General features: G+C 73.7%; 19 protein-coding genes. 6 read left to right on the top strand and 13 right to left on the bottom strand.

Going from position 1 to position 22,240, the window contains the following annotated elements; all coding sequences use genetic code 11:
* Positions 1-8 precede the first annotated feature (8 nt).
* Positions 9-1,838 carry a PQQ-binding-like beta-propeller repeat protein gene (locus FIC82_RS03575; protein ID WP_154797589.1) on the bottom strand — a complete coding sequence of 610 codons (1,830 nt, stop codon included), beginning with the start codon at positions 1,836-1,838 and terminating at the stop codon, positions 9-11.
* A gap of 159 nt (positions 1,839-1,997) precedes the next feature.
* On the opposite strand from FIC82_RS03575, the gene FIC82_RS03570 reads away from it, so the two are divergent.
* Positions 1,998-2,984 carry a GGDEF domain-containing protein gene (locus tag FIC82_RS03570; RefSeq protein ID WP_154797588.1) on the top strand — a complete coding sequence of 329 codons (987 nt, stop codon included), beginning with the start codon at positions 1,998-2,000 and terminating at the stop codon, positions 2,982-2,984.
* A 59-nt stretch (positions 2,985-3,043) separates the two neighbouring features.
* On the opposite strand, the gene FIC82_RS03565 is transcribed toward FIC82_RS03570, so the two are convergent.
* The 5 genes from FIC82_RS03565 to FIC82_RS03545 form a co-directional block, all read right to left on the bottom strand.
* Positions 3,044-3,763: an ABC transporter ATP-binding protein gene (locus FIC82_RS03565; RefSeq protein WP_154797587.1), complete on the bottom strand. Its 720-nt coding sequence runs from the start codon at positions 3,761-3,763 to the stop codon at positions 3,044-3,046.
* The gene (locus FIC82_RS03560) at positions 3,750-4,826 is read right to left on the bottom strand and encodes an ABC transporter ATP-binding protein (RefSeq protein WP_154797586.1); all 1,077 of its coding nucleotides are present in this window, start codon (positions 4,824-4,826) and stop codon (positions 3,750-3,752) included. Before FIC82_RS03560 ends, FIC82_RS03565 begins: the two co-directional genes overlap by 14 nt.
* Positions 4,823-6,199: a branched-chain amino acid ABC transporter permease gene (locus tag FIC82_RS03555; protein ID WP_154797585.1), complete on the bottom strand. Its 1,377-nt coding sequence runs from the start codon at positions 6,197-6,199 to the stop codon at positions 4,823-4,825. Before FIC82_RS03555 ends, FIC82_RS03560 begins: the two co-directional genes overlap by 4 nt.
* Complete coding sequence (locus tag FIC82_RS03550) at positions 6,196-7,254, bottom strand: branched-chain amino acid ABC transporter permease (protein WP_154797584.1); 1,059 nt, start codon at positions 7,252-7,254, stop codon at positions 6,196-6,198. Before FIC82_RS03550 ends, FIC82_RS03555 begins: the two co-directional genes overlap by 4 nt.
* Before the next feature lie 123 nt (positions 7,255-7,377).
* The gene (locus tag FIC82_RS03545) at positions 7,378-8,631 is read right to left on the bottom strand and encodes a branched-chain amino acid ABC transporter substrate-binding protein (protein WP_154797583.1); all 1,254 of its coding nucleotides are present in this window, start codon (positions 8,629-8,631) and stop codon (positions 7,378-7,380) included.
* A 346-nt stretch (positions 8,632-8,977) separates the two neighbouring features.
* On the opposite strand from FIC82_RS03545, the gene FIC82_RS03540 reads away from it, so the two are divergent.
* The 3 genes from FIC82_RS03540 to FIC82_RS03530 all read left to right on the top strand — a co-directional run bounded on the left by FIC82_RS03540 (position 8,978) and on the right by FIC82_RS03530 (position 10,970).
* Positions 8,978-9,454, top strand: a complete 477-nt coding sequence (locus FIC82_RS03540; RefSeq protein ID WP_154797582.1) for a nitroreductase family deazaflavin-dependent oxidoreductase — start codon at positions 8,978-8,980, stop codon at positions 9,452-9,454.
* Between the two features lie 274 nt (positions 9,455-9,728).
* Positions 9,729-9,932 carry a transcription antiterminator/RNA stability regulator CspE gene (cspE, locus tag FIC82_RS03535; RefSeq protein ID WP_047231069.1) on the top strand — a complete coding sequence of 68 codons (204 nt, stop codon included), beginning with the start codon at positions 9,729-9,731 and terminating at the stop codon, positions 9,930-9,932.
* A 291-nt stretch (positions 9,933-10,223) separates the two neighbouring features.
* On the top strand, positions 10,224-10,970 hold the full coding sequence (locus FIC82_RS03530; RefSeq protein WP_154797581.1) for a hypothetical protein: 747 nt from the start codon (positions 10,224-10,226) through the stop codon (positions 10,968-10,970).
* 144 nt (positions 10,971-11,114) lie between these two features.
* Here FIC82_RS03530 and FIC82_RS03525 read toward each other — a convergent pair whose 3' ends face one another.
* Positions 11,115-15,071, bottom strand: a complete 3,957-nt coding sequence (locus FIC82_RS03525; RefSeq protein WP_253691398.1) for a TM0106 family RecB-like putative nuclease — start codon at positions 15,069-15,071, stop codon at positions 11,115-11,117.
* A 263-nt stretch (positions 15,072-15,334) separates the two neighbouring features.
* On the opposite strand from FIC82_RS03525, the gene FIC82_RS03520 reads away from it, so the two are divergent.
* Entirely contained in the window at positions 15,335-16,321 is a 987-nt protein-coding gene (locus tag FIC82_RS03520) for a hypothetical protein (RefSeq protein WP_154797580.1), read from the top strand.
* 15 nt (positions 16,322-16,336) lie between these two features.
* On the opposite strand, the gene FIC82_RS03515 is transcribed toward FIC82_RS03520, so the two are convergent.
* Complete coding sequence (locus tag FIC82_RS03515) at positions 16,337-16,777, bottom strand: SRPBCC domain-containing protein (RefSeq protein ID WP_154797579.1); 441 nt, start codon at positions 16,775-16,777, stop codon at positions 16,337-16,339.
* 212 nt (positions 16,778-16,989) lie between these two features.
* Here FIC82_RS03515 and FIC82_RS03510 point away from each other — a divergent pair, with 212 nt between their 5' ends.
* Positions 16,990-17,202: a hypothetical protein gene (locus FIC82_RS03510; protein ID WP_154797578.1), complete on the top strand. Its 213-nt coding sequence runs from the start codon at positions 16,990-16,992 to the stop codon at positions 17,200-17,202.
* Positions 17,203-17,209: 7 nt separating this feature from the next.
* On the opposite strand, the gene FIC82_RS03505 is transcribed toward FIC82_RS03510, so the two are convergent.
* The 5 genes from FIC82_RS03505 to FIC82_RS03485 form a co-directional block, all read right to left on the bottom strand.
* Positions 17,210-17,974, bottom strand: coding sequence for an amino acid ABC transporter ATP-binding protein (locus FIC82_RS03505; protein ID WP_154799790.1), 765 nt, complete (start codon positions 17,972-17,974; stop codon positions 17,210-17,212).
* Positions 17,975-18,045: 71 nt separating this feature from the next.
* On the bottom strand, positions 18,046-19,071 hold the full coding sequence (locus FIC82_RS03500; protein ID WP_154797577.1) for an amino acid ABC transporter permease: 1,026 nt from the start codon (positions 19,069-19,071) through the stop codon (positions 18,046-18,048).
* Positions 19,072-19,216: 145 nt separating this feature from the next.
* Entirely contained in the window at positions 19,217-20,164 is a 948-nt protein-coding gene (locus tag FIC82_RS03495; protein WP_154797576.1) for an ABC transporter substrate-binding protein, read from the bottom strand.
* Positions 20,165-20,453: 289 nt separating this feature from the next.
* Positions 20,454-20,621: a methionine/alanine import family NSS transporter small subunit gene (locus tag FIC82_RS03490; RefSeq protein WP_154797575.1), complete on the bottom strand. Its 168-nt coding sequence runs from the start codon at positions 20,619-20,621 to the stop codon at positions 20,454-20,456.
* Entirely contained in the window at positions 20,618-22,204 is a 1,587-nt protein-coding gene (locus FIC82_RS03485) for a sodium-dependent transporter (protein WP_168731453.1), read from the bottom strand. The genes FIC82_RS03490 and FIC82_RS03485 overlap by 4 nt, the downstream gene beginning before the upstream one ends.
* Positions 22,205-22,240 lie beyond the last annotated feature (36 nt).

Here is a 22,240-nt window from a genome sequence, read left to right as displayed (position 1 = left end):
GTCAACCGTCACCCGATCCGGGCGAGCGTGGTGTCGTCGGCCCGCAGCAGCCGGCCCTGGACCGGCACCGTCCAGGCCGCGCCGTCGTCGTTCGCGAGCTCGGTCTGCCACGCGACCGCGCCGTCGACGAGGTCGAGCGCCGTGAGCACCGTGCGCCCCGCGTCCCAGTCCGTCACCGAGACGACCACCCGCACGCCGTCGGTGTACGCGGCGTCGATCCCCCAGCCGCCGTCGCCCCTGCTCCCGGGCAGGAGGGGCGTGGCCGCCTCGTCCAGGACCCAGCGCTGCCGGCCCGTCGCGGTGTCCAGGCCGGCGAGGACGCTCGAGCCGTACCCGTTGGAGAGCACGACGGTGCCGCCCGCGACCGCCCGGACCTGCGCCGACGACCCGACCTCCGGCGTCCGCCACAGCTCGGTCCCCTCGTCGTCGAAGGCCACGACGTCCTGGCCGTCCTGGACGAGGAGCGGGGCGGCGCGCCCGTCCGTCGCCGTCGGGACGAGGACGGCGCCCGGCGGCTCCCAGCGCACCGAGCCGTCGGCGTCGAGGATCGCGGGAGCGGCCGACACGTCCGTGCCCGCGGTCCCGCCCCAGCCGAACTCGTTGCCGGCGGGGTCGCGGGAGAAGGTCCCGTCGGGCAGCGCGACGACGGAGTCCGAAGGGTTGTCGACCTCGTCCAGGCGCGTCCCCTCGGGCGTGAACCAGGCCGACAGCCCGCAGCCCTCCACGCGCACGAGCCGCGCGTCGGACGCCGTCCAGACGCTCTCGAGCTCGGCAGTGACGGTCTCGGCGCCGTCGGCCTCGCTCCACGTGATGCACTGCCCGGTCCGGGGCACGAACGGCAGCTCGGCCTCCCAGCGCACCTCGCCCGTGAGCGCGTCCTCGACCCGGACGACGGCGGGCCGCCCCTCCGGGAGGTCCGTCACCTCGCCCGTGGCCGGGTCCTGCTCGACGACGGCGCCGTCGCCCGCGGGCACCTCGCCCACCCGTTCGGTGCGGACCAGCGAGCCCCCGGGCCCGGGTGCCGGCAGTCCACCCTCGTCCGTCGTGTCGCGGCGCCCGAGCACCTCGCCGTCCTCGTCGAGGACGGTGACCGACCAGGCCGACGCGTCGATGCGGCCCGTCGTCGGGTCGACCGGCAGATCGGCCTCGGCGAGCGGCTCCCCGGCGGCGTGCTCGACGACCGGGGCGAGGCACACGATCCTGGCCTCCGGCTCGCCCGACGGCAGCGACCAGAAGAACGGGCTCCCGCACACCGCGTGCGCGCCGACGTCGACGCGCCAGCGCTCCTCGCCGCCGTCGAGGGACACGGCGACCGCGGCGCCGTCCTCGACGGTGACGATCGCGCCGGGGAGGAAGCCGAGCCCGTTCCCGAGGACGAGGTCGGTGGTCCACAGCTCGGAAGGGGTCTCCGCGATGGGCTCGATCCCGCCCGGGGCCGTGCGGAGGCGTTCGAGGTCCGCCCGGCCGTGCCACGCGTCGACCGCCGCCATCCCGCCCAGCACGAGCACGAGCCCGGCGGACACCGCGCCGACCACGACCGCCCGGCGTCCGCGCCGCGGACGAGCGGGCGGCGCGCCGTCGCGGTCGCCGCCGTCGGACCCGGGCTCGTCGTCGGGCTCTGTGCCGGACCCCGCGGCAAGGTCTGCGTCGTCGAGGTCGCGGGGCCCCCCGGGCACCGGTCCCGACGGGGTCGTGGCCCGGGCCGCGTGCGCGTCCGCCGACCGGGTCGGCGCGGGGCCGACCGCCCACGCGTCGTCCTCGTCGAGGGCGTGCTCGTGGGGCGACTCGACGAGCTCGAACGTCAGTCGGGCACGGGCGTCACGACGGCGGGGCGGCACGCGGCCCAGCGTAGGGGACGGCGTCGCGCCGAGTCCCCACCCCCGCGTCGTGGCACGACCGGTGACGCCCGTCGACGCCCCGGTGGCCCGGCGGTGAACTCTCGTCGAACACTGAGCCCCGCCCCGCCGCGACCGCTGCCGCGCCGCCACACTGCCCCTGTGCACGACTCACTCACCGCGCTGGCCCAGCACACCGCGATGCGCCCCGGCGGCCGGGCGGGCGGCACCGTCGCCGACCTCGCCCGCCCCGCGCTGACCGTCGGCTCCTCGATGCCCGTGGGGCAGCTCGAGGTGCTGTTCCGCAACCCCGACGTGGCGTGCGTCGTCGTGCACGACGACGAGGTCCCCCCTCCGGGTGCGGCGGCCCCGCGCACGGGTGTCGTGGTGCGCACGAGCCTCGTCGCCGCGCTCACGGGACGGCTCGGCTACGGCCGGGCGGTCCTGGAGCGCCGCCCGGTCGCGAGCGTCACGGACTGGTCGCCGCTCGTCGTCGCGCCGACGGCGGCCGTCGCCGAGGTCGCGACCCTCGCCATGGCCCGGCCGGACGACCGCCGGTACGACGACGTCCTCGTCCGGGGCGCGCACTGGACGAGCGTGGGAGCCGCCGAGCTCGTGCGCTCCCTCGTCGGCACGCTCGCGGAGCGGTCCACGCACGACGCGCTCACCGGCCTGCTCTCGCGCCGCAGCACGTGGCACTCGCTCTCCCGGCGCTGCCGCCTCGTCGCGCACGGCGGGACGCGCGTCGTCCTGCTGCTCCTCGACGTGCAGGACATGGCCGGGATCAACGCCCTGCACGGGCAGGACGCCGGGGACGCGGTGCTCACCGCGGTCGGTCGCAGCCTCCTCGCGTGGCTCCCTCGCGGCTGCGAGGCGGGGCGCGTCGACGGCGACCGGTTCGCCGTGCTCGCGACGCTCCCCGGGATGGGCGACCACGACGCCGCCGCGAGCGCCGAGGCCCTGCGCCAGGAGGTCCTCGCGCGGCTCGGCGCTCTCGACGCTCCGGTGCGGCCGTCGTTCCGCACCTCCCTCACCTGGTCCGTCGCGGGAGCGGCGGACGCCGACGAGCTCGTGCGCGAGGGCGAGGCCCGCCTCGCGGCGGCCCGCACCCCGCCGAGCACGACCTGGGCGCCGCTATCCGTCGGATAACGGCGCCCAGGTCGTGCTCGACAGCGCGTGAGAGCGTGCTCGGCGGGTCGCGCCAGGGGTCAGGCGACCCCCAGGTAGGCCTCCTTGATGCTGGAGTCCGCGAGGAGCTCCTTGCCCCCGCCCGTGCGCACGACCTCACCCGTCTCCAGCACGTACGCGCGGTCGGAGCGCGACAGCGCCTGCTGCGCGTTCTGCTCGACGAGCAGGACGGTCGTCCCCTGCGCGTTGATCTCCGACACGATGCGGAAGATCTGCTGGATGACCATGGGCGCGAGGCCCATCGACGGCTCGTCGAGCAGCAGGAGCCGCGGGCGGGCCATGAGCGCGCGCCCGATCGCGAGCATCTGCTGCTCGCCGCCGGACATCGTGCCGCCCACCTGGTCCTTGCGCTCGGCGAGGCGCGGGAAGAGGTCGAACACCCGGTCGAGGGTCTCGTCGTGCTCGGCCTTCGACGCGAACGTCCGCGCGTAGGCACCCATCTCGAGGTTCTCGATGACGGTCATCCCGGGGAAGATCCCGCGGCCCTCGGGCGCCTGCACGATGCCCTCGAGCACGCGCAGGTGCGCCTTCATCTTCGTGATGTCCTTGCCGTCGAAGAGGACCTTGCCGCGCGACACCGGGCGGATGCCCGAGATCGCGCGCATCGTCGTCGTCTTCCCGGCGCCGTTCGCCCCGATGAGGGTGACGAGCTCACCCTCCTCGACGGTGATCGAGATACCCCGCACCGCCTCGATCCGGCCGTAGGCGACCGTCATGTCCTGCAGCTCAAGCAGAGGCATCGCCGCTGCCTCCTTCGGTCGTCGGCCCGGCGGCACGGTCCGGTCCCGTGCCCCCCTCGTCTGCCGTCAGCTCGGAGTCCGGGACGCCCAGGTAGGCCGCGATGACCTTGGGGTCGTTCGTGACCTCGTCGGGCGTGCCGTCCGCGATGACGCGCCCGAACTCGAGCACGACGATGCGGTCGGTGACCCCGCGGACGAGGCGCATGTCGTGCTCGATGAGCAGGACGGTGTAGCCGTCGTCGCGGATGTGGCGGATGAGGTCCATGAGGGCCTCCTTCTCCGCCGGGTTGAAGCCGGCCGCCGGCTCGTCGAGGCACAGCAGCTTGGGCTCGGTCGCGAGGGCGCGCGCGATCTCCAGACGGCGCTGGTCGCCGTAGGAGAGGTTGCGCGCCTTCTCGGTCGCCCGGCCACCGACGCCCACGAACTCCAGGAGCGCCATCGCGCGGTCGATCGCGTCCCGCTCCTCGCGCCGGTGGCGCGGCGTGCGGAACAGCGCGCCCGGCACCGAGGTGCGGTGCCGCGCGTCCGACCCGACGACGACGTTCTCCAGCGCCGTCATCTCGTTGAACAGGCGGATGTTCTGGAACGTGCGCGCGATGCCCCGCTGCGTGATCCGGTACCGCTTGAGCTTGCCCACGGGGGTGCCGTCGAACACGACCTGCCCCTGCGTGGGCCGGTAGACGCCGGTCATCGCGTTGAACGCCGTCGTCTTGCCCGCGCCGTTCGGCCCGATGAGGCCGAGGATCTCGCCGCGACGGATGTCGAAAGACACGTCGTCGAGCGCGACGAGACCGCCGAACTGCACGGTGACGTTCTCCATCTGGAGCAGCGGCTCGCCGACCTTCGCGTGGACCGTGCGGTCCGGGGCGACCATCGCGTCGACGAGCTCGGGGTTCGCGAGCTCGGGCCGCACCTCCGCGACGTCGACGATCACCGGCTCCTCCAGCCCGGCGCCGGGCATGTAGAGGTCGGCGCGCGACGAGTCGGCGCGGCCCGACGACGCGAGGTGCTCGTCGCCGTGCTCGCCGCCCGCCCCGATGCCGCCGGGGTCGTGGGTGCTCATCGGGTCTCCTCCCCGTCCGTCGTGCTCTCTCCCGTGCCGGTCCCGGTCGCCGCCGTGCCGGTGCCGCCCGACGCCGTCGCGACGGCCGGGGGGCCCGGCCGCGCACCGCCGTCGGAGGACCGCGTGGCGGCCTGCGCCGCCCGGCGCGCCGCCACGTAGAGCTCGCGCCCGTAGGCGAGCAGCTTCTGCCGGACGGGGATCAGGCCCTGCGGACGGAAGATCATGAGCACGACCAGCGCGATCCCGAAGAACAGGTACCGGTAGCTCGCGATCTCGTTGCCGTTGATCGGGATGCCGAACAGCTCGGTGCGGCCGAGGAAGAAGTTCGGCAGGTACACGATGATGAACGCTCCGAGGATCACCCCGAGCTTGTTCCCCTGGCCGCCGAGCACGACCGCGCAGAGGAAGAGCACGGAGTTGATGACGTTGAAGTTCGTCGGGATGACGAACTGGACCTGGCCCGCGTAGAGCGCGCCCGCGACGCCGCCGATCGACGCGCCGATGACGAACGCCCACAGCTTGAAGCGGAACGTCGGGACGCCCATGATCTCCGCCGCGTCCTCGTCCTCGCGGATCGCGACCCAGGCACGCCCGACGCGCGAGCGCTCGAGGTTCCCCACGAGGAGCAGCGAGATGACGATGAACACGAGGCTGAGCCAGTACCACCAGACACCCGAGTTGAGCGTGCCCGCCGCGTTTCCGGCGGAGAAGACGCCGTTGGGCAGCTCCTCCGTGACGCCGACGCGCGGGTAGGCCACGCCGCGCAGGCCCTGGCCGCCGCCCGTGAGCTCGTCGAGGTTGTCCGCGAGCAGGCGGACGATCTCGCCGAAGCCGAGCGTGACGATGGCCAGGTAGTCGCCGCGCAGGCGCAGCGTCGGCGACCCGAGGATCAGGCCCGAGAGCGACGTGATCGCGACCGCGACCGGCAGCGCGGCGAGCCACGCCCAGTCGCTCGACAACCACTCGTCCGTCTGGTTCCACGGGCTGTCGGGGCTCGTGAGGATCGCGACCGTGTACGCGCCGATGGCGTAGAAGCCGACGTACCCGAGGTCGAGCAGGCCGGCCTGGCCCACGACGACGTTGAGGCCGATGGCGATGAGCGCGATCATGCCGAACTGCGCCATCACCCCGCCGAAGTTGGTCCCCACCGTGGTGAGCACCGGGATGTTGAGGATCGGCACGAGCGCGATGAAGATCAGGAACGGCACGCCGATCAGCCACTGGGTGGGGCGCGCCTGGGCGTCCCACCACAGGCGGAACCGGTCGCCGACGCCGCCGTGCGGGCGGTCCTTCGTCGCGACGCGGCCCACGGGGGGCATGGACGTGGGGCGCCCCTCGGGCGCCGGCTGAGGTGCGGGGGTCGAGGTGCTCATGCGCGCGCCCTCCCCAGAGACTCGCCGAGGATGCCCGTCGGGCGGAACATCAGGACGATGATCAGGAGCGCGAACGCGACGACGTCGCGCCACTCCGTCCCGAACACGACCTGGCCGTAGTTCTCCATGACACCGAGCAGCAGACCGCCGAGCAGCGCGCCGCGCAGGTTGCCGATCCCGCCCAGCACCGCGGCGCAGAACGCCTTGATGCCGAGGATGAACCCGCCCGAGTAGATGATCCCGTTCGGCACGCGCAGCGTGTACAGCAGCGCCGCCGCACCGGCGAGGATGCCGCCGATGAGGAACGTCAGCATGATGACGCGTTCGCGCGAGACGCCCATGAGGGTCGCGGTCACCGGGTCCTGCGCGACCGCGCGGATGCCGCGGCCGAACTTGGTCCGGTTGATGAACATGTCCGTCGCGAGCGCGAGGATCAGCGCCGACAGGATGATGACGAGCGTGATGTTCGTGACGGGTGCGCCGCCGATCGTGAACTGCACCTCGGGCTGCACGAGCCGGATCGGCTGCTGCGCGTTCACGCCGCCGAGGGTGCCGCCCGTGAGCTTCGGCAGCACGAAGTGCACGAACTCCTGGAGGATGAACGACATCCCGATCGCGGTGATGAGGAACACGAGAGCGGGCGCGCCGCGCCGTCGCAGCGGTCTGTAGGCCACGCGTTCCAGCCCGACGGCGGCGCCGCCCGCGACGAGCATGCCGCCGAGCATCGCGATGCCGAGGTACAGGACCGTCAGGGCGATCCCCTTGTCGTACGCGTTCCCGCTCGGGTAGAAGCCCAGGAGCATGAGGGTCGCGTACTGCCCGAACATACCGAGCATGAAGACCTCGGAGTGGGCGAAGTTGATGAGCCGCAGCACGCCGTAGACGAGCGTGTAGCCGACGGCCACGAGCGCGTAGATCGCGCCGTAGGTGAGGCCTTCGATGGTGAGGCCCCAGAAGTTCCGGGCGAGGCCGGCGATGTTGAAGTCGATGAGGGACTGGTGGACGAGGGGACCGGCGGTCGCGGTGTGGATGAGCGCGTCGGCAAGAGCGGGCATGTCGCTCCCTGGTTCTTTCTCTGGCGTACGAGGTCGTGGTCCACGACGGGCGCCCCGCCCGCCGGTCCCCGCGCGGTGCGGGGACCGGCGGGAGGTCCGGCGGGCGGGGCGCCCGTCGTCGGACTACTGGACCTCGTAGATCCAGATGAGTGCCGCGGCGAGCTCGCCCGTGTCGTCCCACTCGTAGGTGCGGGCCAGGCCCTCACCGGAGTAGTTCGCCACGTAGTCGATCAGGCCCGCACGGTCGGTGACCCCGGAGGCGATGCCCGTGAGCATGATCGTCGCGAGGTCGTAGCCCTCGACCGAGTACACGCCCGGCGCCTGGCCGGCCGACTCCTCGTAGGTGGCCGCGAAGTCGTCGGGCGCGGGCCCGCACGGGCAGGACAGGATCGCGCCGTCGGACGACGCGCCGGCCTGCGAGACGAACTGCGGGTCGTTCGTGCCGTCCGCCGAGACGAACGGGATCTCGACGCCGCCGTCGCGCAGCTGCTGCACGAACGGAGCGGCCTCGGCGTAGTAGCCGGCGTAGAAGACCGCGTCCGCGTCGGCGCCCGAGATGATCTGGACGGCGGCGGAGAAGTCCTTGTCGCCCGTCTTGACCTCGGCGGCGCAGTCGGCGTTCGCGGCGTCGCCCAGGCCCTCGGTGATCTGCTGGGCGAGGCCGATGCCGTAGTCCGAGTTGTCGGAGACGACGCAGACGCTGCCGAACTCCTTCGTGTTGACGAGGTACTTGGCGACCGACGGCCCCTGGACGGCGTCGTTGGCGAGACCGCGGAAGAAGTTCGTCCACCCGTTGCCGGTGAGGTCCGGGTTCGTGGCCGACGCCGTGAGCGACAGCAGGCCCGCCTGGTTGAAGACGTCGCCGGTCGCCGCCGTCTCGCCCGAGAACGCCGGGCCGAGCAGGCCGAGGACCGTGGCGTCGCCGACGATCTGCGGGGCCACCTGGGTGGCCTTCTGCGGGTCGCCCTCGGTGTCGAACGGCTTGAGCGTGACCTGGCAGCCGGGGTTCGCGGCGTTGAACGCGTCGACCGCGACCTGCGCCCCGTACTGGATGTTGAGGCCGAGCGCGGCGTTCGGGCCCGTGAGGGCGCCCGCCATCGCGATCGAGGTGCCCTCGGCGCACTCGGCGCTGCCGTCGCCGGCCGGGTCGACCGGGTTGCCGGCCTCGGTCGCCTCGACCTCGGCGCCGTCGATGTCGACCTGGACCGACGGGACGATGGCGAGCTCGGCCGAGCCGCCGTCGTCGGTCTCGGTCGACGTCCCGGTCGTCTCGTCGTCTCCGCCGCCCTGGGACTGGGGACCGCAGGCGGTGAGGACGAGAGTGGCCGCGAGGAGCAGGGCAGCGCCCCCGCTCGCCCGTCGTGCTGTGCGATGCATGCCAACCTCCGTGGTCCTGATCCCCGCGGAGGGCCGTGAAGCCGCTTCTCCCGCGGTCGATCGCTGAATTCAACACTGAATTGCGTGCTGAATAGTGACACAGGTCACCCGGGGGCGAAACCTCCTCGCGGACGTGTCGTCCGGGGCCCTCCGCGGCATCCCGGAGGGCTCCGGACCCACGAATCCGCGGGAGAGGGCGCCCTCCGCGTTCCTGGGTGACGCGAACGTAGGCGGATCGGATTTCGTGGGGCGCAGGGAGTTGTTACCGACTCGTAACGCAAGGGTCTCGTTTCGTTCCGTGGACGGTACGGATGTGCCGATTCAGGTGTCGCCGTACGGTGGACGGATGACCTTCGCGTCCCGCCTCCTGCACACGCGCTGGTTCGTCCGGGCGCCCGTCGCCCTCTTCCGCTCCGGGCTCGGCTTCCTGCTCGGCGGACGGCTCCTGCTGCTCGGCCACCGCGGCCGGACGACCGGCGAGACCCGGTACGCCGTGCTGGAGGTCTCCGGGCGACCGGACCCCCGCACGTGGGTCGTCGTCGCCGGGCTCGGCCCCCGATCTCAGTGGTACCGCAACGTCGTCGCCGACCCGCGCGTCCTCCTCTGGGTGGGCGCCCGTCGCGGCGTGCGCGGCCACGCCCGCACCCTGGCGCCCGAGGACGGAGCGCGGTTCCTCCGCGAGTACGCGGCCGAGCACGCCCGCTCCTGGGAAGTGCTGGAGCCGGTCGTCCTCGAGTGGGCGGAACCGCTCGCGACGGAGCGCGGCGAGGACGACTGGCGTCGTGTCGTGCCGGTCGTCGAGCTCACGGTGCCCGCGGCCTGACGCACCGCGGAGCCTGGCTCCCGGAGGGCCCCACGACGCCCCGGAGACCCGGCGCACGACCGGGGACGACACCAGCGGGGAGAGCCATGGCCAAGATGGGGCCTACCCTGTACGGTTGACCCCGAGATTGCAGTGCCTCGCTTGTCCTCGCGTCGATGTGACCACCGCCTGGTGGGCGCCCGGCGGACCTTGTTACCCAAGAGTTGACGACGAACACCGTGATGTACTCCCCTGCGCCCGCGGGGGGTGTTTCCACACTCTTGAAGGAGTAACAATGGCTACCGGAACCGTGAAGTGGTTCAACAGCGAGAAGGGCTACGGCTTCATCGCCCCCGAGGACGGCTCGGCCGACGTGTTCGCGCACTACTCCGCGATCCAGTCGCAGGGCTTCCGCACGCTGGAGGAGAACCAGCGCGTCGAGTTCGACGTGACGCAGGGCCCGAAGGGCCCGCAGGCGGAGAACATCCGCGCGATCTGATCCGATCTCCCCGGTGACGACCCTCGTGGGTCGCGCCGACCGATCGTTCACCGAGTGCCCCCGACCCCTCCGGGTCGGGGGCACTCGTGCGTCCGGGGCCGGTCGCGCCTCGGGAGCCCTGCCGAACCCGGGGTAGCTCCTCGCGCGACGGACGCGGTGAGGAAGGAACCCGGGTTCGGCGTCGGGCGGAACCGCGGGCCGGGAGTTCTCGTTGGTCCGAGAGTGAGCCGTACCGGCCACGACCCCCGCGCGAGCGCCCGACGCCGCGCCACCGAACTCGGAGGACGACCCATGGGATTCCTGGACCGGCTCCTCGGCCGCGAGCCGCGCGACGCGTACGGCCCGACCCAGGCGGGACCGTACGGCTCGCCGCAGGCGCAGCACCCCGCACGGCAGCCCACGCAGTACCCCGCCCAGCCCGCGTACGGCAGCGCCCCGCAGGACGCCCGCCCGACCGCGCACCGCACCCCCGACCAGGTCGCGGTCGACCGCTACCGGTACCTGCTGCGCACCGCCCCGCCGGACCAGGTCGAGCAGGCGCACGCCGAGGCGTTCGCGCGCCTGACGCCCGAGCAGCGGCGACAGGTGCTCGCCGAGCTCGGTGAGCAGGTGCCTGCGTCGGAGCGTGCGCCGTCCGACGCGCCGCAGGACCTCGCCCGGATGGCGACGCGCGCCGAGATGCGCCAGCCCGGCACGCTCGAGCGCACCTTCGCGGGCCGCGGCCAGGGCGCACCCGGCTTCGGCGCCATGGTCGGCTCCAGCCTGCTCGGCACGATCGCGGGCGTCGTCATCGGCTCGGCCGTCGCGAACGCCCTGTTCGGGCCCGCGTTCGCCGACCCGACGCAACCGGTCGCGGAGGACGCCGCGGCCGAGCAGGGCGGCGAGGACCCCGGTGCCGCGGAGGGCGGCGACGGCGGGGCGGTCGAGGCCGCAGGCGAGGACCCCTCGGGCGGCGGAGACTTCGGCGGCAGCGACTTCGGCGGCGGCGACTTCGGCGGCGGTTTCGACGACTTCGGCGGCGGCTTCGGGGAGTTCTGACCCCAGCACCGCCGGTACCACCTCGCCCGGCCGGGCTGCCCCCTGCTCGGCCGGGCGGCGCCTGCGCTCGGCTCGACGGCTCCCGGCTCGGCCGGGCGAACCACGCTCGGCCGGGCGGAACGCGTTCGGCCGGCCGGACGGCGCTCAGCCGCCGGGCGTGGAGCCCGTCAGCCCGAGGAACGCGCCCAGCTCCTCGACACCGCGCGGGGAGTGCGGGAGCAGGTCGGTGAGACCCGGCGCGCGCACGACGACCGCGCTCCACTGCGCGCGCGACACCGCGACGTTGACGCGGTGCCGGGAGAGCAGGAACCCGAGCCCGCGCGACGCCTCACGGCCCGAGGACGCCGCGAGCGTCACGACGACGACGGGTGCCTCCTTGCCCTGGAACCGGTCGACGGTGCCGACCTGCACGTCCGGGTACCCCGCCGCCTCGAGCGCGCCGCGCACGGCCCACACCTGCGCGTTGTACGCCGCGACGACGAGGACGTCGCCCTGGCCCAGCGGACGATCCTCCACGACCCCGTCGACCGTCGTCGTCCACGTGCGCCCGAGGACGCGCTCGACCTGCCGGACGACCTCGGCCGCCTCCTCGGGAGAGCGCACCGAGTTCCCGGCGTGCTCCACGAGCACCTGCTCGACCCCAGGCGCGACGCCGTCGAGCTCGCGCTCCGCCGTGCACGGGTGCGCGTGGAGGCGGTCCTCGTACGCGAGCGTCGAGACGGCCCGGGCGAGGCGCGGGTGCATGCGCCACGTCGTGGGCAGGAAGTAGCCGCGCCCGGCCGGGAGCACGCCGTGGCCGTCCGCGAGCCAGCCGAGCACGGACCGGTCGACGGGCTCCGGGTGCCGGCCCTGGCTCACCTGCGGGAGCTGCTGCGGGTCGCCGAGCAGGAGGAGCCGGCGCGCGGCCCGCGACACCGCGACCGTGCTCGCGAGGGAGAACTGCCCGGCCTCGTCCACGACGAGCAGGTCCAGCGTGCCCGCCGGGAGCCGGTCGGCCGCGAAGTCCCACGCGGTCCCGCCGACGACCCGGCCGCCCGGGCGGGTCGCGAACGCCGCGAGCCGGTTGCCGTCGAGCTCGTCGTACACGGCGCGCGGTGACGGGCCGTCCGCCGCCAGCTTCTTCGCGACGGCGTCGCGCGGGACGCCCGCCCCGAGCACGATCGCGCGCAGCATGTTCTCCACGACTGCGTGCGACTGGGCGACGACGCCGACCCGCCACCCCTGCTCGACGAGCCGGGCGACGACCCGCGACCCGACGTACGTCTTGCCCGTCCCGGGCGGCCCCTGGACCGCGAGGTACGAGTCGTCGAGCCGCTCGACGGCGGACGTGACGGCCGCGACGACGTCGCCGTCCACGACGGGCGGCAGCCCGGGCTCGGCCGCCGTGCCGGCGCCTCCCGGGACGCCCGGGACGCCCGGGACGTCAGGGACGTCAGGGACGTCAGGGTCCGCAGGGGGCACCGGCACGAGCCGCGGGGGTCGCCGCAGGAGGACGTCGGTCGCGGCGTCGCGCGGCAGCGTGCCCGTCGCCCGCCACGACCCGAACGCGTTCCGGGCTGCGGCCTCCGCCGCCGCCTCCAGGGAGCTCGCGCTCGGGCCGGGCGACGGCGTGAGCGCGACGGGGGTCGCGTCGAACGGCTCCGCCCCGGTCGGGAGCTGCTCGCGCACGACCAGCACGTCCCGCTCGCCGGCGGGCGTGGCGCGGCGCGCCGCGTCGATGATCGACGCCCCCGTGAGCCAGCCCCGCACACCGTCGACGGCGGTCTTCGCGCAGGGCGGCAGAGGCGGGTCGTAGAGCGCGTACGGCGCGACGCCGACGCGCAGGTCGCTCCCCTCGGGGAGCCGGCCCACGAGCTCGAGGCGGCGCGACCAGGTGCGCCGCCCCGGCTCCACCTCCCAGCCCGACACGACCTCGGCCTGCTCGACGAGGAACGCGTTGCGCCGGCCCAGCCACTCGTCCGTCGGGAGCGAGAGCCGCGAGTAGTGCTCGTGCCAGAAGGGCTTGGCCTCGCGCCGGAAGTACCCGGCCGCCGCGCCGTACAGCGCGAGCGCCCGCTCGTCCGCACCGCGCCGTGCCCGGTCCTCCCCCACCGCCTGCCGGATCTCCTCCTCCAGCACCACCGCCGACGGCCGCTCCCGCGGCCCGACCTCCCCCGCGACGGCCGCAGCAGCCCGGTCGGCAAGGATCTCGCCCGAGGGAGTGGCGACGGAAGCAGCAGTGCCCTGGAACGCGCGCCCCGTCGAGGTCGCACCGCAGGGAGAGGCGACGGACGCAGCGGGGTCGGGGGACGTGCGCGCCGTCGTGGTCGGGTCTGGCGGGAGCGCCGCGAGGGACGAGCGGCGCGGATGGTAGACGGCGCGCACGTCCCCCGACCCCGCACCCAGGCCAGCCACCGCGTCGTCACGAGAGGCGACCGCATGCCGCAACCAGTCCGCCAGCCGCAGCGTCGACACGCAGTCGTAGCGGTTGTAGTCCGCGATCCCGCGGAGCAGCTCGTCCGCCTCGTCGTCCCGGCGCGCCTCGCGCAGCGCGGTGTACTCGGCGTACGCGACGACGGACGCCGCGGCGGTGGTCACGTCGCCAGTGCGCAGCTCGTCGCCCATGTAGAGCGGCTCGAGCTTCTTGATCGAGCGGGACTTGTCGGAGACGTGCAGGGCTTGCCGCACGACGGCGTACAGGTCCACGAGGACGCCGTCGCGCAGGAGGTCGTCGACCTCCTCCTCGTACACCCCGTGCCGCGCGGCGATCGCGAGCAGGTGCGCGCGCTCGTAGTCGGCGTAGTGGTAGACGTGCAGGTCCGGGTACGTGCGGCGGCGCGCGTTGACGTGGTCGACGAACGCGACGAGCGCGTCGCGCTCCGCCGCGAGGTCGTGGGCCCACAGCGCGTGGAAGGGCGGCCGGTCGTCGGGCCCGGTGGGGCGCTCGACCCAGCCGAACAGGTAGTCGAGGCCCCAGCTCGTGCCGGCGGCGTCCGTCCACAGCGGGTCGCCCTCGAAGTCGAAGAACACGTCGCCAGGGCTCGGCGGGGGCAGAGCGAGCACGGGGTCGGGGTCGTCGATGCGCCACGAGAGCTCGTGCGGCCCCGACGCGTCGGCCCACACGACCGTGCCGTCGGACGGCCCGGTGCCGAGCTGGAGCGCGGCCTGGCGCCGGACCTTCGCGAACGCGGAGCGGCTCATGCCGTCGGGCACGGGCGTCTCGTCGGTGGCGGCGGCGAGCTCGTCGATCGTGCGGATCCCCGCCGCGCGCAGCCGCGCGCGCTGCGACTCGTACACCCCGCCCACGAGGAGCACGTCGCGGCGGGCCTCGATCTGCGCGCGGCAGTCGTCGCAGCGCCCGCACGCACGCACGTCGGGGTCGTCCCAGGGGGCGCGGCCGTCGCGCGCGACGTGCTCCGTCGTGATCCGGACCAGCCTGTCGCGGCGGTCCCGGAAGACGGGCAGGAGGTCCGCGAGGCGGTGCGACGTGCGCTCGCGCGTGCCGAGGACGAGCGAGACGTCCGGGTCGACCGGGACGCCCGCCGCGAGGAGCTGGTCGCCGTAGGCGGCGAGCTGGAGCAGGGCGGGCACCTTGGCCCGGCGCGCGAGCTTGGTGTCGACGACGGCGTACCGCGCCGCCCCCGCGTCGTCCGTCCCGGTGCGCACGAGGAAGTCGGCGCGCCCGTGGAAGGCCCCGTCGAAGAAGCTCGCCTGGTGCACGACGTCGGCCCCCGTCTCGAGGGCGGCCAGCGTCCGGTCCGCGGCGGCGACGAGCTCGTCCCAGGACGCCCGGCGCGGGGGCTCGACGCGAAGGACGCCCCGACCCGTCGCGGGGTCGAACGGGCCGTGCTCGGCCTCGTAGCGTGCGAGGACGTCGCGCTCGTGCCGCTCGCCGAGCGCGGCGGCGCGCACGAGCATCGGGTCCTCCCCGGTGTCCCGGCGCGAGGCCCGGCCGAGCTGCTCGTCGAGCCGGCACAGGAGCCGGTACTCGCAGTCGGCCGCGACGACGAGGTCGCTCGCCGAGTGCACGAGGACGGGTTCGGCCACCGGAGCGGCGCCCGCGGCGACCGGTCCCGGATCAGCCGCCGGGACCCGCAGCACCGGCTCGTCGACGAGGAACACGCACACCTCCGGGTCAGAAGTCGGTCACCGCCGAGCCGGGGCCGTCGCCGGTCCGCCACGTCGGTCTGCACCCGTTTCTACCAGCGCCCACCCACGCGGCCCGGCCCGCGTGCCCGCCGCTCCACGTGGCGCGAGCGGCGACGGGACGAACGGCGGCGCGATTCGTGCCGAGGACCGGAACTCCCCTACTCTTCCCGTCGGACCCCGCGTCCCGTCGAGCTCCGCGCCTCCGCCGTGAGGAGCGCGCCACCGAAGGAGGACCCATGGCCGTGCGGTTCGTACCGCCCCCGGGGTGGCCCGTCCCCGAGGGCTTCACCCCGACGACCGACTGGCACCCGGACCCGTCCTGGCCTCCGCCGCCCCCGGGCTGGGTCTTCTGGGACGACGCCGCGCCCGCGGCGCCTGTCCCGGACGCCCCCGTCCTGCGCTCGACCGAGCCGCTGCCCTCCGGGACCGGGGCGGCCCCGACGCGCCGGTCCCTGCGGGAGCGCTCGTCGGGCGCGACGCCCGCGGTCGACCGGCACCCGGACGCGACGCACGTCGCGACGATCGCCCCGGTGGCGACGAGCGTCGTCGACGACCACCCGGTGTCCAGCTCGACGATGATCCTCCCCGCGCTCGGCGGGATGCTCGAGGACCCCGGGGCTCGACCCGCCGCCCCGGCGGTGAGCCCGTCGGTCTCGCCCGGTGCGGCCCGGTCCGGCGTCGTGCCCGTCGGGCCCGTCCCGTCCGGGCCGCCGTCGGCTCCCACGTCCGGCCCGACGCCCCGCGCCGGGACCGTCGGCCCGCTCGGGCTGCGTGCCGCGGACGACGACGACGAGCCGACACCGGACCGCGGACGTCGGTGGCTCGTCCCCACCGCGGTCGGTCTCGCGGGCGTCGCCGTCGGCCTGCTCGTCGGCATCGGCCTGACGCTCTCCGCGCAGGGTGAGGCGCAGCGCGAGAAGGCGGAGGCGCAGCGCGTGCAGAGCGAGGTCGCGGCCGCGCGCGAGCAGCTCGAGTCCGAGCGGGCCGACCTGGAGGCGCAGCGCGCCGAGCTCGACGCCGCGACGACGCAGCTCACCGAGCGCGAGGCGGCCGTCGCGAAGGCGGAGGAGGACGCCTCGAAGCGGTCGCAGGAGCTCGACGACCGGCAGAAGGAGCAGGACGACCGCGACGAGGAGCAGAACCAGCCCGGCAACGGGAACGGCGGGAACAACGGGAACGAGGGGAACGACGGGAGCTGGGGCTGGGGCGACTGGGGCTGGTGAGCGAGCCGGTCCCGCTCACTTCTCCGGGTCGGGGTGCTCCGCGAGGCGGGCGTAGCGGCTGAGGATCCGCGGCCACCCCGTGAAGCGCGACCGCACGCGCTCGCTCCCCGGCGCCCAGCCCCCGTGCTCCAGCCGCACGGCCGTCCCGGTCGCGCTCGGCCTCAGGTCGAGCCGCACGAGCGACCCGCGGCCCGGTGGCTGGCCTGGCGTGAACGTGTGCGCGAGGTGGGTCGCACGCTCCCAGAGCGTGACGCGCCCCCACACCTCCTCGGTCGCCCCGTGCGAGGCGACCACGCGGCCGCCGACCACGGGCTCGACGACGATCCCGCTGAACGACGCGGCGTCGGCCGTGTGCGCGGGCGGCCACCACTCGGCGATCCGGTCGACGTAGGTGTCGAAGGCGACCTCGACGGAGCACGCGAGCCGCAGCTCGTGGACGATCGGGGCGAGGCTCATGGGGTCCTCCCGGCGCGACGGGACGCGGTGACCGACACCTGTCAGGGTGCATTGAACCGCTGCCCCGCCGACCGCGCCACCGGTCGCCCCGGTCGTCCGGGCCGGGAGGCGGCGTCGGCCCGCCGAGCGCACCCGCGGTCTCCACGAACGTCTCACGGACACGTCACCGCTTCCGGTCGCGGAACGCACGTCCCTCGCCGACAGTGGGAGGCGTGCTGACGCGATCCCACTCCCACGCCACCGACAGCGAGACCCCGATCTACGACGCGCTCGTGGTCGAGCACGAGAACATGCTGCCGCTCGTGCACCTGGGCCGGGCGCTCAGCGGGGAGATGGTCACGGTCGCACGCCCCACGGGCCTCTCACCGCGCCTCGCCCCGGCGCACGGCGCACCCGCGCTCCCGCGCCGCCGTCGCGCGGGCTGACCCGCTCCTACAGCACGTGCGCGAGGAACGACCGCGTGCGCTCGTGCTGCGGGTCGCCGAGCACCTGCTCGGGCGTGCCCTGCTCGACGATGACGCCCTCGTCCATGAAGACGACGGTGTCCGCGACCTCGCGCGCGAACCCGATCTCGTGCGTCACGACCATCATCGTCATGCCGGACCGCGCGAGGTCGCGCATGACGGCGAGGACCTCGCCGACGAGCTCGGGGTCGAGCGCCGACGTCGGCTCGTCGAACAGCATGAGCTCGGGGTCCATCGCGAGCGCCCGCGCGATGGCGACGCGCTGCTGCTGGCCGCCGGAGAGCTGCGCCGGGTAGTGGCCGGCCCGGTCGGAGAGGCCCACGCGCTCCAGGAGCTCCGTGGCCCGCGCCCGGGCCTGCGCCTTGCCGAGCCCGCGGACCTGCACGGGCGCCTCGGCGACGTTCTCGAGCGCGGTCATGTGCGGGAACAGGTTGAAGCGCTGGAACACCATCCCGATGCGCGAGCGCTGGCGCGCGACGACCTTGGGGTGCAGGCGGAACAGTCGCGAGCGCCCGTCCTTCGTGACCTCGCGGTAGCCCATGAGCTCGCCGTCGACACGGATGCGACCGCCGGTGATCTCCTCGAGCTCGTTGACGCAGCGCAGGAGGGTCGACTTGCCCGAGCCGGAGGGCCCCAGCACGACGCACACCGACCCGCGCGGGACCACGAGGTCCACGCCCTTGAGCACGTGGAGGTCGCCGAACATCTTGTGCAGGCCCTCGACCTGGACCATGGGGGTCCCGGTGGGCTCGGACCGGTCCGGCGTGGCACCGGCCGTCGAGGACGTCGCGTCGTGGGTCCCGCTCACGGGGTCACCTCCAGGAAGGGGTCGTCCTTCGTCGTGCCGGACGCCGCGATGAGGTCCTGCCTGCTCGGCTTCTTGCGGCCGCCGCCCCGCCCGCCCGGCCCGCGCCCGCGGCGTCGGGACGAGGTCTGCGTGCCGAAGCCGCGGCCGTAGTACCGCTCGATGTAGTGCTGGCCGATCATGAGGATGCTCGTGATGAGCAGGTACCAGATCGCCGCCACCATGAGGAGCGGGATCGGGAGGAACGTCCGGTTCCCGATCGCGTTCGTCGAGTACTGCAGGTCGAGCGTGAACGGCACCGCGAGGACGAGGGACGTCGTCTTGAGCATGGAGATGGTCTCGTTGCCCGTGGGCGGCACGATGACGCGCATCGCCTGCGGCAGGACGATCCGCATGAGGATCTTGCCGTCCTTCATACCGAGGGCCTTCGCCGCCTCGGTCTGCCCCGGGTCCACCGACCCGAGGCCGGCGCGCACGATCTCCGCGAGGTAGGCCGCCTCGTTGAGCGCGAGGCCCACGAGCGCGCACACGAACGCGGTGAACAGGTCCGCCGTGCGGAACTCGAAGAACTCGGGCCCGAACGGGATGCCGAGGCTCAGCCTCGGGTAGAGCACCGAGATGAGACCCCAGAACACGAGCTGCGTGTAGATGGGGGTGCCGCGGAAGAACCAGATGTAGCCCCACGCGACGGAGGTCATCACCGGGTTGTTCGAGCGTCGCATGATCGCGAGCAGGACGGCGAGGACGATCGCGATCGCCATCGAGCCGAACGTCAGCACGAGCGTCCAGCCCACGCCGCGCACGACCGTGACGTCGCGGAAGTACAGCCAGACGACGTCCCACCGGAACTTCTCGTTCGTCACCAGGGCGTTGACGGCCATGGCTCCCAGGACGAGGAGCACGACGGCGGAGATCCACCGTCCCGGCCGGGGGACAGGCCGGGCGTGGATGCGGTCCGGGACCGGGTCGGCGGTCGTGACGGAGCGATCGGGTGCGGGATCGTCGGCCGCGTCAGGTCGGGACATGGTCCACCTCGGGGTCTCGGGCTCCGGGCAGGAGCGGCCGTCGCGGGGCGCCGTCACCTCCGCTGACGACCAGTGTGCCGGTCGCGGGCGCCCGTCGTACGGCGGGCGCCCACGACGCGGCGGGTCGTGTCAGGTCGTGCCGGGGTCAGCCGACGGACGGGTTGATCTCGGCCGTGTCGAGAGCGGCGTCACCGCTGCCCCAGCCGTCGAGCACCTCGACGAGCTGGCCGCTGTCCATGAGCGACTGCAGCGCCGCCTGGATCGCGGCGGCGAGGTCGGTCGCGTCCTTCGCGACGACGATGCCCTGGGGCGCGCTGTCGAACACGTCGCCGAGCTGTTCGATCTGGTCGCCCGTCTGCTCGATCGCGTAGCCGACGACCGGGGAGTCCGCGTACATCACCTGGGCCTTGCCACCGACGAGGTTCGTGGTGGCGTCCGCCTGCGAGTCGTACTGGAGGATGTCGATCTCCTCCTCGCCCGCGTCCGTGCACGCCTGGCTCTGCACGGCGATGTCCTCGTCCTGGATCGTGCCCGTCTGCACGGCGACGGTGAGCCCGCACAGGCTCGAGGGGTCGATGTCGTCGGGGTTGCCCGACGCGACCGCGTAGGCCGAGCCGGCGCTGAGGAAGGAGATCATGTTCGACTCCTGCATGCGCTCCTCGGTGATCGTGAACGAGGAGATGCCGGCGTCGAACTTGGTGCCGAGCGCGGGGATGATCGCCGGGAAGTCGGCGGACTGGACGTCGACCTCGAGGCCGAGCGTCGCCCCGACGGCCTTGATGACGTCGATGTCGAACCCGATCGGGGTCTGCCCGTCCGTGTCGACGAACTCCGCGGGCGCGTACTCCAGGTTCGAGCCGACGGTGAGCGTGCCGGCGGACGCGATGTCCTCGGGCAGGAGCGCGGCCGCGGCCTCGTCGACCTCGATGGTCGACGGGTCGAACGACGGGGCGGCCGACGTCTCGCCGTCGGAGCCCGCGGTGCTGCCGTCCGTCCCGGTCTGGGACGCGTCGGTGCACGCGGTGAGAAGGAGGGCGCTGGTCGCGGCGAGCGCGACGAGGCCGGTGAGGGGGAGCTTGCGCGAGGTACGCATCGGGTTCTCCGATCGGGTTTTCGGGCCGGGCAGGGGGCAGCGTAGACACCGATCGTCTCCGTCGTGTTACGTCGGCACCCAGGCGTGTGAAGCCCGGGGAACGTACGGGGAACAGAGGACCCGGCGGTGCGCGGCACCTGCGCAGAAGTGTGGGCCCGCAGTGCCCCGCTCGCCAAACCGGGGCCCCTTTCGACGCCGAACCGTGACGAACCCGCACGACGAAGTCGACATGAGAGGCGCTAATCGTCCCTTAACGACCCTCATGTCATGTTCGACCGTGCGGGGCGGGTTACGTGTCGCGCTCGATCGGGGCCGTGTCCTCGCGGTGGTCGTCGTCGCCGCCCGGCGGCAGGTCGGTGCGCTCGGGCTGCGCGCGCAGGAGCAGGATCGCCGCGATCAGCCCGCCCCACACGACGGTGATCGCGAGGACCAGCAGGACGACGGCGGGCGCGCTCATCGGGTCACCTCCGCACCGCGGGCGTCCCGCTCGACCGGCGGGTAGGGCGGCCACGGGACGAAGTCGTCGGGGCTGCGCCGCCAGCGCATCGCGGTGAGCACGAGCGCTGCCAGGACGACGAAGGCGATCGTGCCCCACCCGACGAGCGCGAGGTACCAGCCCGGGTACCCCTCGTACCCCTCGACGAGGAGCGTGACGATGCGCGACACGAGCATGTACCCGAGCACGAGCGGGGCGAGCACGGCGACGAGCACCTGCCACCACGCGCCGACGCGGAAGGTCGAGACCGCGTTGAGGTGGTACCGCAGCTCCGGGCCTCGCCGCAGCACCCACAGCACGAGCACGGTCATGAGCACCGCCGACCCGACGATGCCGACGTTGTTGGCCCACTGGTCGGCCGTGTCGAGCGCGATGAGACCGGTCGTCGTGGAGAAGAGCAGCACGGAGATCACGGCGCTGACGACGCCGAGCCGCACCGACGCCTGTCGCGGCGTCCACCCGAACTTCTCCTGGAAGCCCGCCGAGACGACCTGGAGGATCGACAGGAGCGACGTGAACCCGGCCATGGCGAGCGAGCCGAAGAACAGCGCGCCGAAGATCGGCCCGCCCGGCATCTGGGACACGATCGCGGGGAACGTGACGAACGACAGGATCGGCCCGCTGATGCCCTCGAGCTCGCCCACGCCGATCCCCTGCTCGTGCGCCAGGAAGCCGAGCGTCGCGAAGACGCCGATGCCCGCGAGGATCTCGAACGACGAGTTGGAGAACGCGACGACGAGGCCCGGCGTCGTGAGGTTGGCCCGACGCTTGCGGTAGGACGCGTAGGTGATCATGATCCCGAACGCGATCGACAGCGAGAAGAAGATCTGGCTGTAGGCCGCGATCCACACGTTCGCGTCGCCGAGCGCGGACCAGTCGGGCGTGAACAGCGCGTTCAGCCCGTCCGCCGCACCCTCCAGGAACAGCGACCGCACGACGAGCACGAGGAACGCGACCACGAGCAGCGGCAGGAAGACCGTGTTCGCGCGCTGCACGCCCTTCGCGACGCCCGCCGCGAGGACGACGATCGTCACGACCCACACCGCGACGAGCGGGATGAGCACGGCGGGCACGAAGTCGAGGCTCACGCCGGGCTCGCCGAGCTGCAGGTACTCGCCGGTGAAGAACGCGGCCGGGTCGTCGCCCCACCGCAGGTCGAACGAGAAGACGAAGAAGCTCACGGCCCACGCGATGACGGCCGTGTAGTAGAGCGCGATGACGAAGCAGATCATCACCTGGAACCAGCCGAGGCCCTCGAGCCACGTCCGCAGCCGCCGGAACGCCGTGGGCGCCGAGCCGCGGAACCGGTGCCCGATCGCGTAGTCGAGGAACAGGATCGGGATGCCCGCCGTGAGGAGGGCGACGAGGTAGGGCACGAGGAACGCCCCGCCCCCGTTCTCGTACGCCACCCCGGGGAAGCGCCAGATGTTGCCCAGCCCCACGGCCGAGCCGATGGCGGCGATGATGAAGCCGACCTGCCCGGTCCACTCCTCGCGCGGTGCCTCGGCCGTCGGTGCCCCGCCGGTCGCTCCGGTCGTCGTCACGGTCCTCCTCGTCCCGGTGCCCGCCCGCGCGCCCGA

Source organism: Cellulosimicrobium protaetiae (assembly GCF_009708005.2).
Taxonomy (GTDB): Bacteria; Actinomycetota; Actinomycetes; order Actinomycetales; family Cellulomonadaceae; genus Cellulosimicrobium; species Cellulosimicrobium protaetiae.
The sequence above is the reverse complement of the archived record's forward strand: the minus strand, read 5'-3'. Positions and strand labels throughout refer to the sequence as shown.

Coding starts and splice junctions, on each gene's coding strand:
- FIC82_RS03520 (WP_154797580.1), top strand. CDS start 15,335: ATGGCCGTGCGGTTCGTACCGCCCCCGGGGTGGCCCGTCCCCGAGGGC.
- cspE (WP_047231069.1), top strand. CDS start 9,729: ATGGCTACCGGAACCGTGAAGTGGTTCAACAGCGAGAAGGGCTACGGC.
- FIC82_RS03560 (WP_154797586.1), bottom strand. CDS start 4,826: ATGAGCACCCACGACCCCGGCGGCATCGGGGCGGGCGGCGAGCACGGC.
- FIC82_RS03565 (WP_154797587.1), bottom strand. CDS start 3,763: ATGCCTCTGCTTGAGCTGCAGGACATGACGGTCGCCTACGGCCGGATC.
- FIC82_RS03550 (WP_154797584.1), bottom strand. CDS start 7,254: ATGCCCGCTCTTGCCGACGCGCTCATCCACACCGCGACCGCCGGTCCC.
- FIC82_RS03505 (WP_154799790.1), bottom strand. CDS start 17,974: ATGGTCCAGGTCGAGGGCCTGCACAAGATGTTCGGCGACCTCCACGTG.
- FIC82_RS03530 (WP_154797581.1), top strand. CDS start 10,224: ATGGGATTCCTGGACCGGCTCCTCGGCCGCGAGCCGCGCGACGCGTAC.
- FIC82_RS03500 (WP_154797577.1), bottom strand. CDS start 19,071: ATGTCCCGACCTGACGCGGCCGACGATCCCGCACCCGATCGCTCCGTC.
- FIC82_RS03490 (WP_154797575.1), bottom strand. CDS start 20,621: ATGAGCGCGCCCGCCGTCGTCCTGCTGGTCCTCGCGATCACCGTCGTG.
- FIC82_RS03545 (WP_154797583.1), bottom strand. CDS start 8,631: ATGCATCGCACAGCACGACGGGCGAGCGGGGGCGCTGCCCTGCTCCTC.
- FIC82_RS03555 (WP_154797585.1), bottom strand. CDS start 6,199: ATGAGCACCTCGACCCCCGCACCTCAGCCGGCGCCCGAGGGGCGCCCC.
- FIC82_RS03515 (WP_154797579.1), bottom strand. CDS start 16,777: ATGAGCCTCGCCCCGATCGTCCACGAGCTGCGGCTCGCGTGCTCCGTC.
- FIC82_RS03495 (WP_154797576.1), bottom strand. CDS start 20,164: ATGCGTACCTCGCGCAAGCTCCCCCTCACCGGCCTCGTCGCGCTCGCC.
- FIC82_RS03540 (WP_154797582.1), top strand. CDS start 8,978: ATGACCTTCGCGTCCCGCCTCCTGCACACGCGCTGGTTCGTCCGGGCG.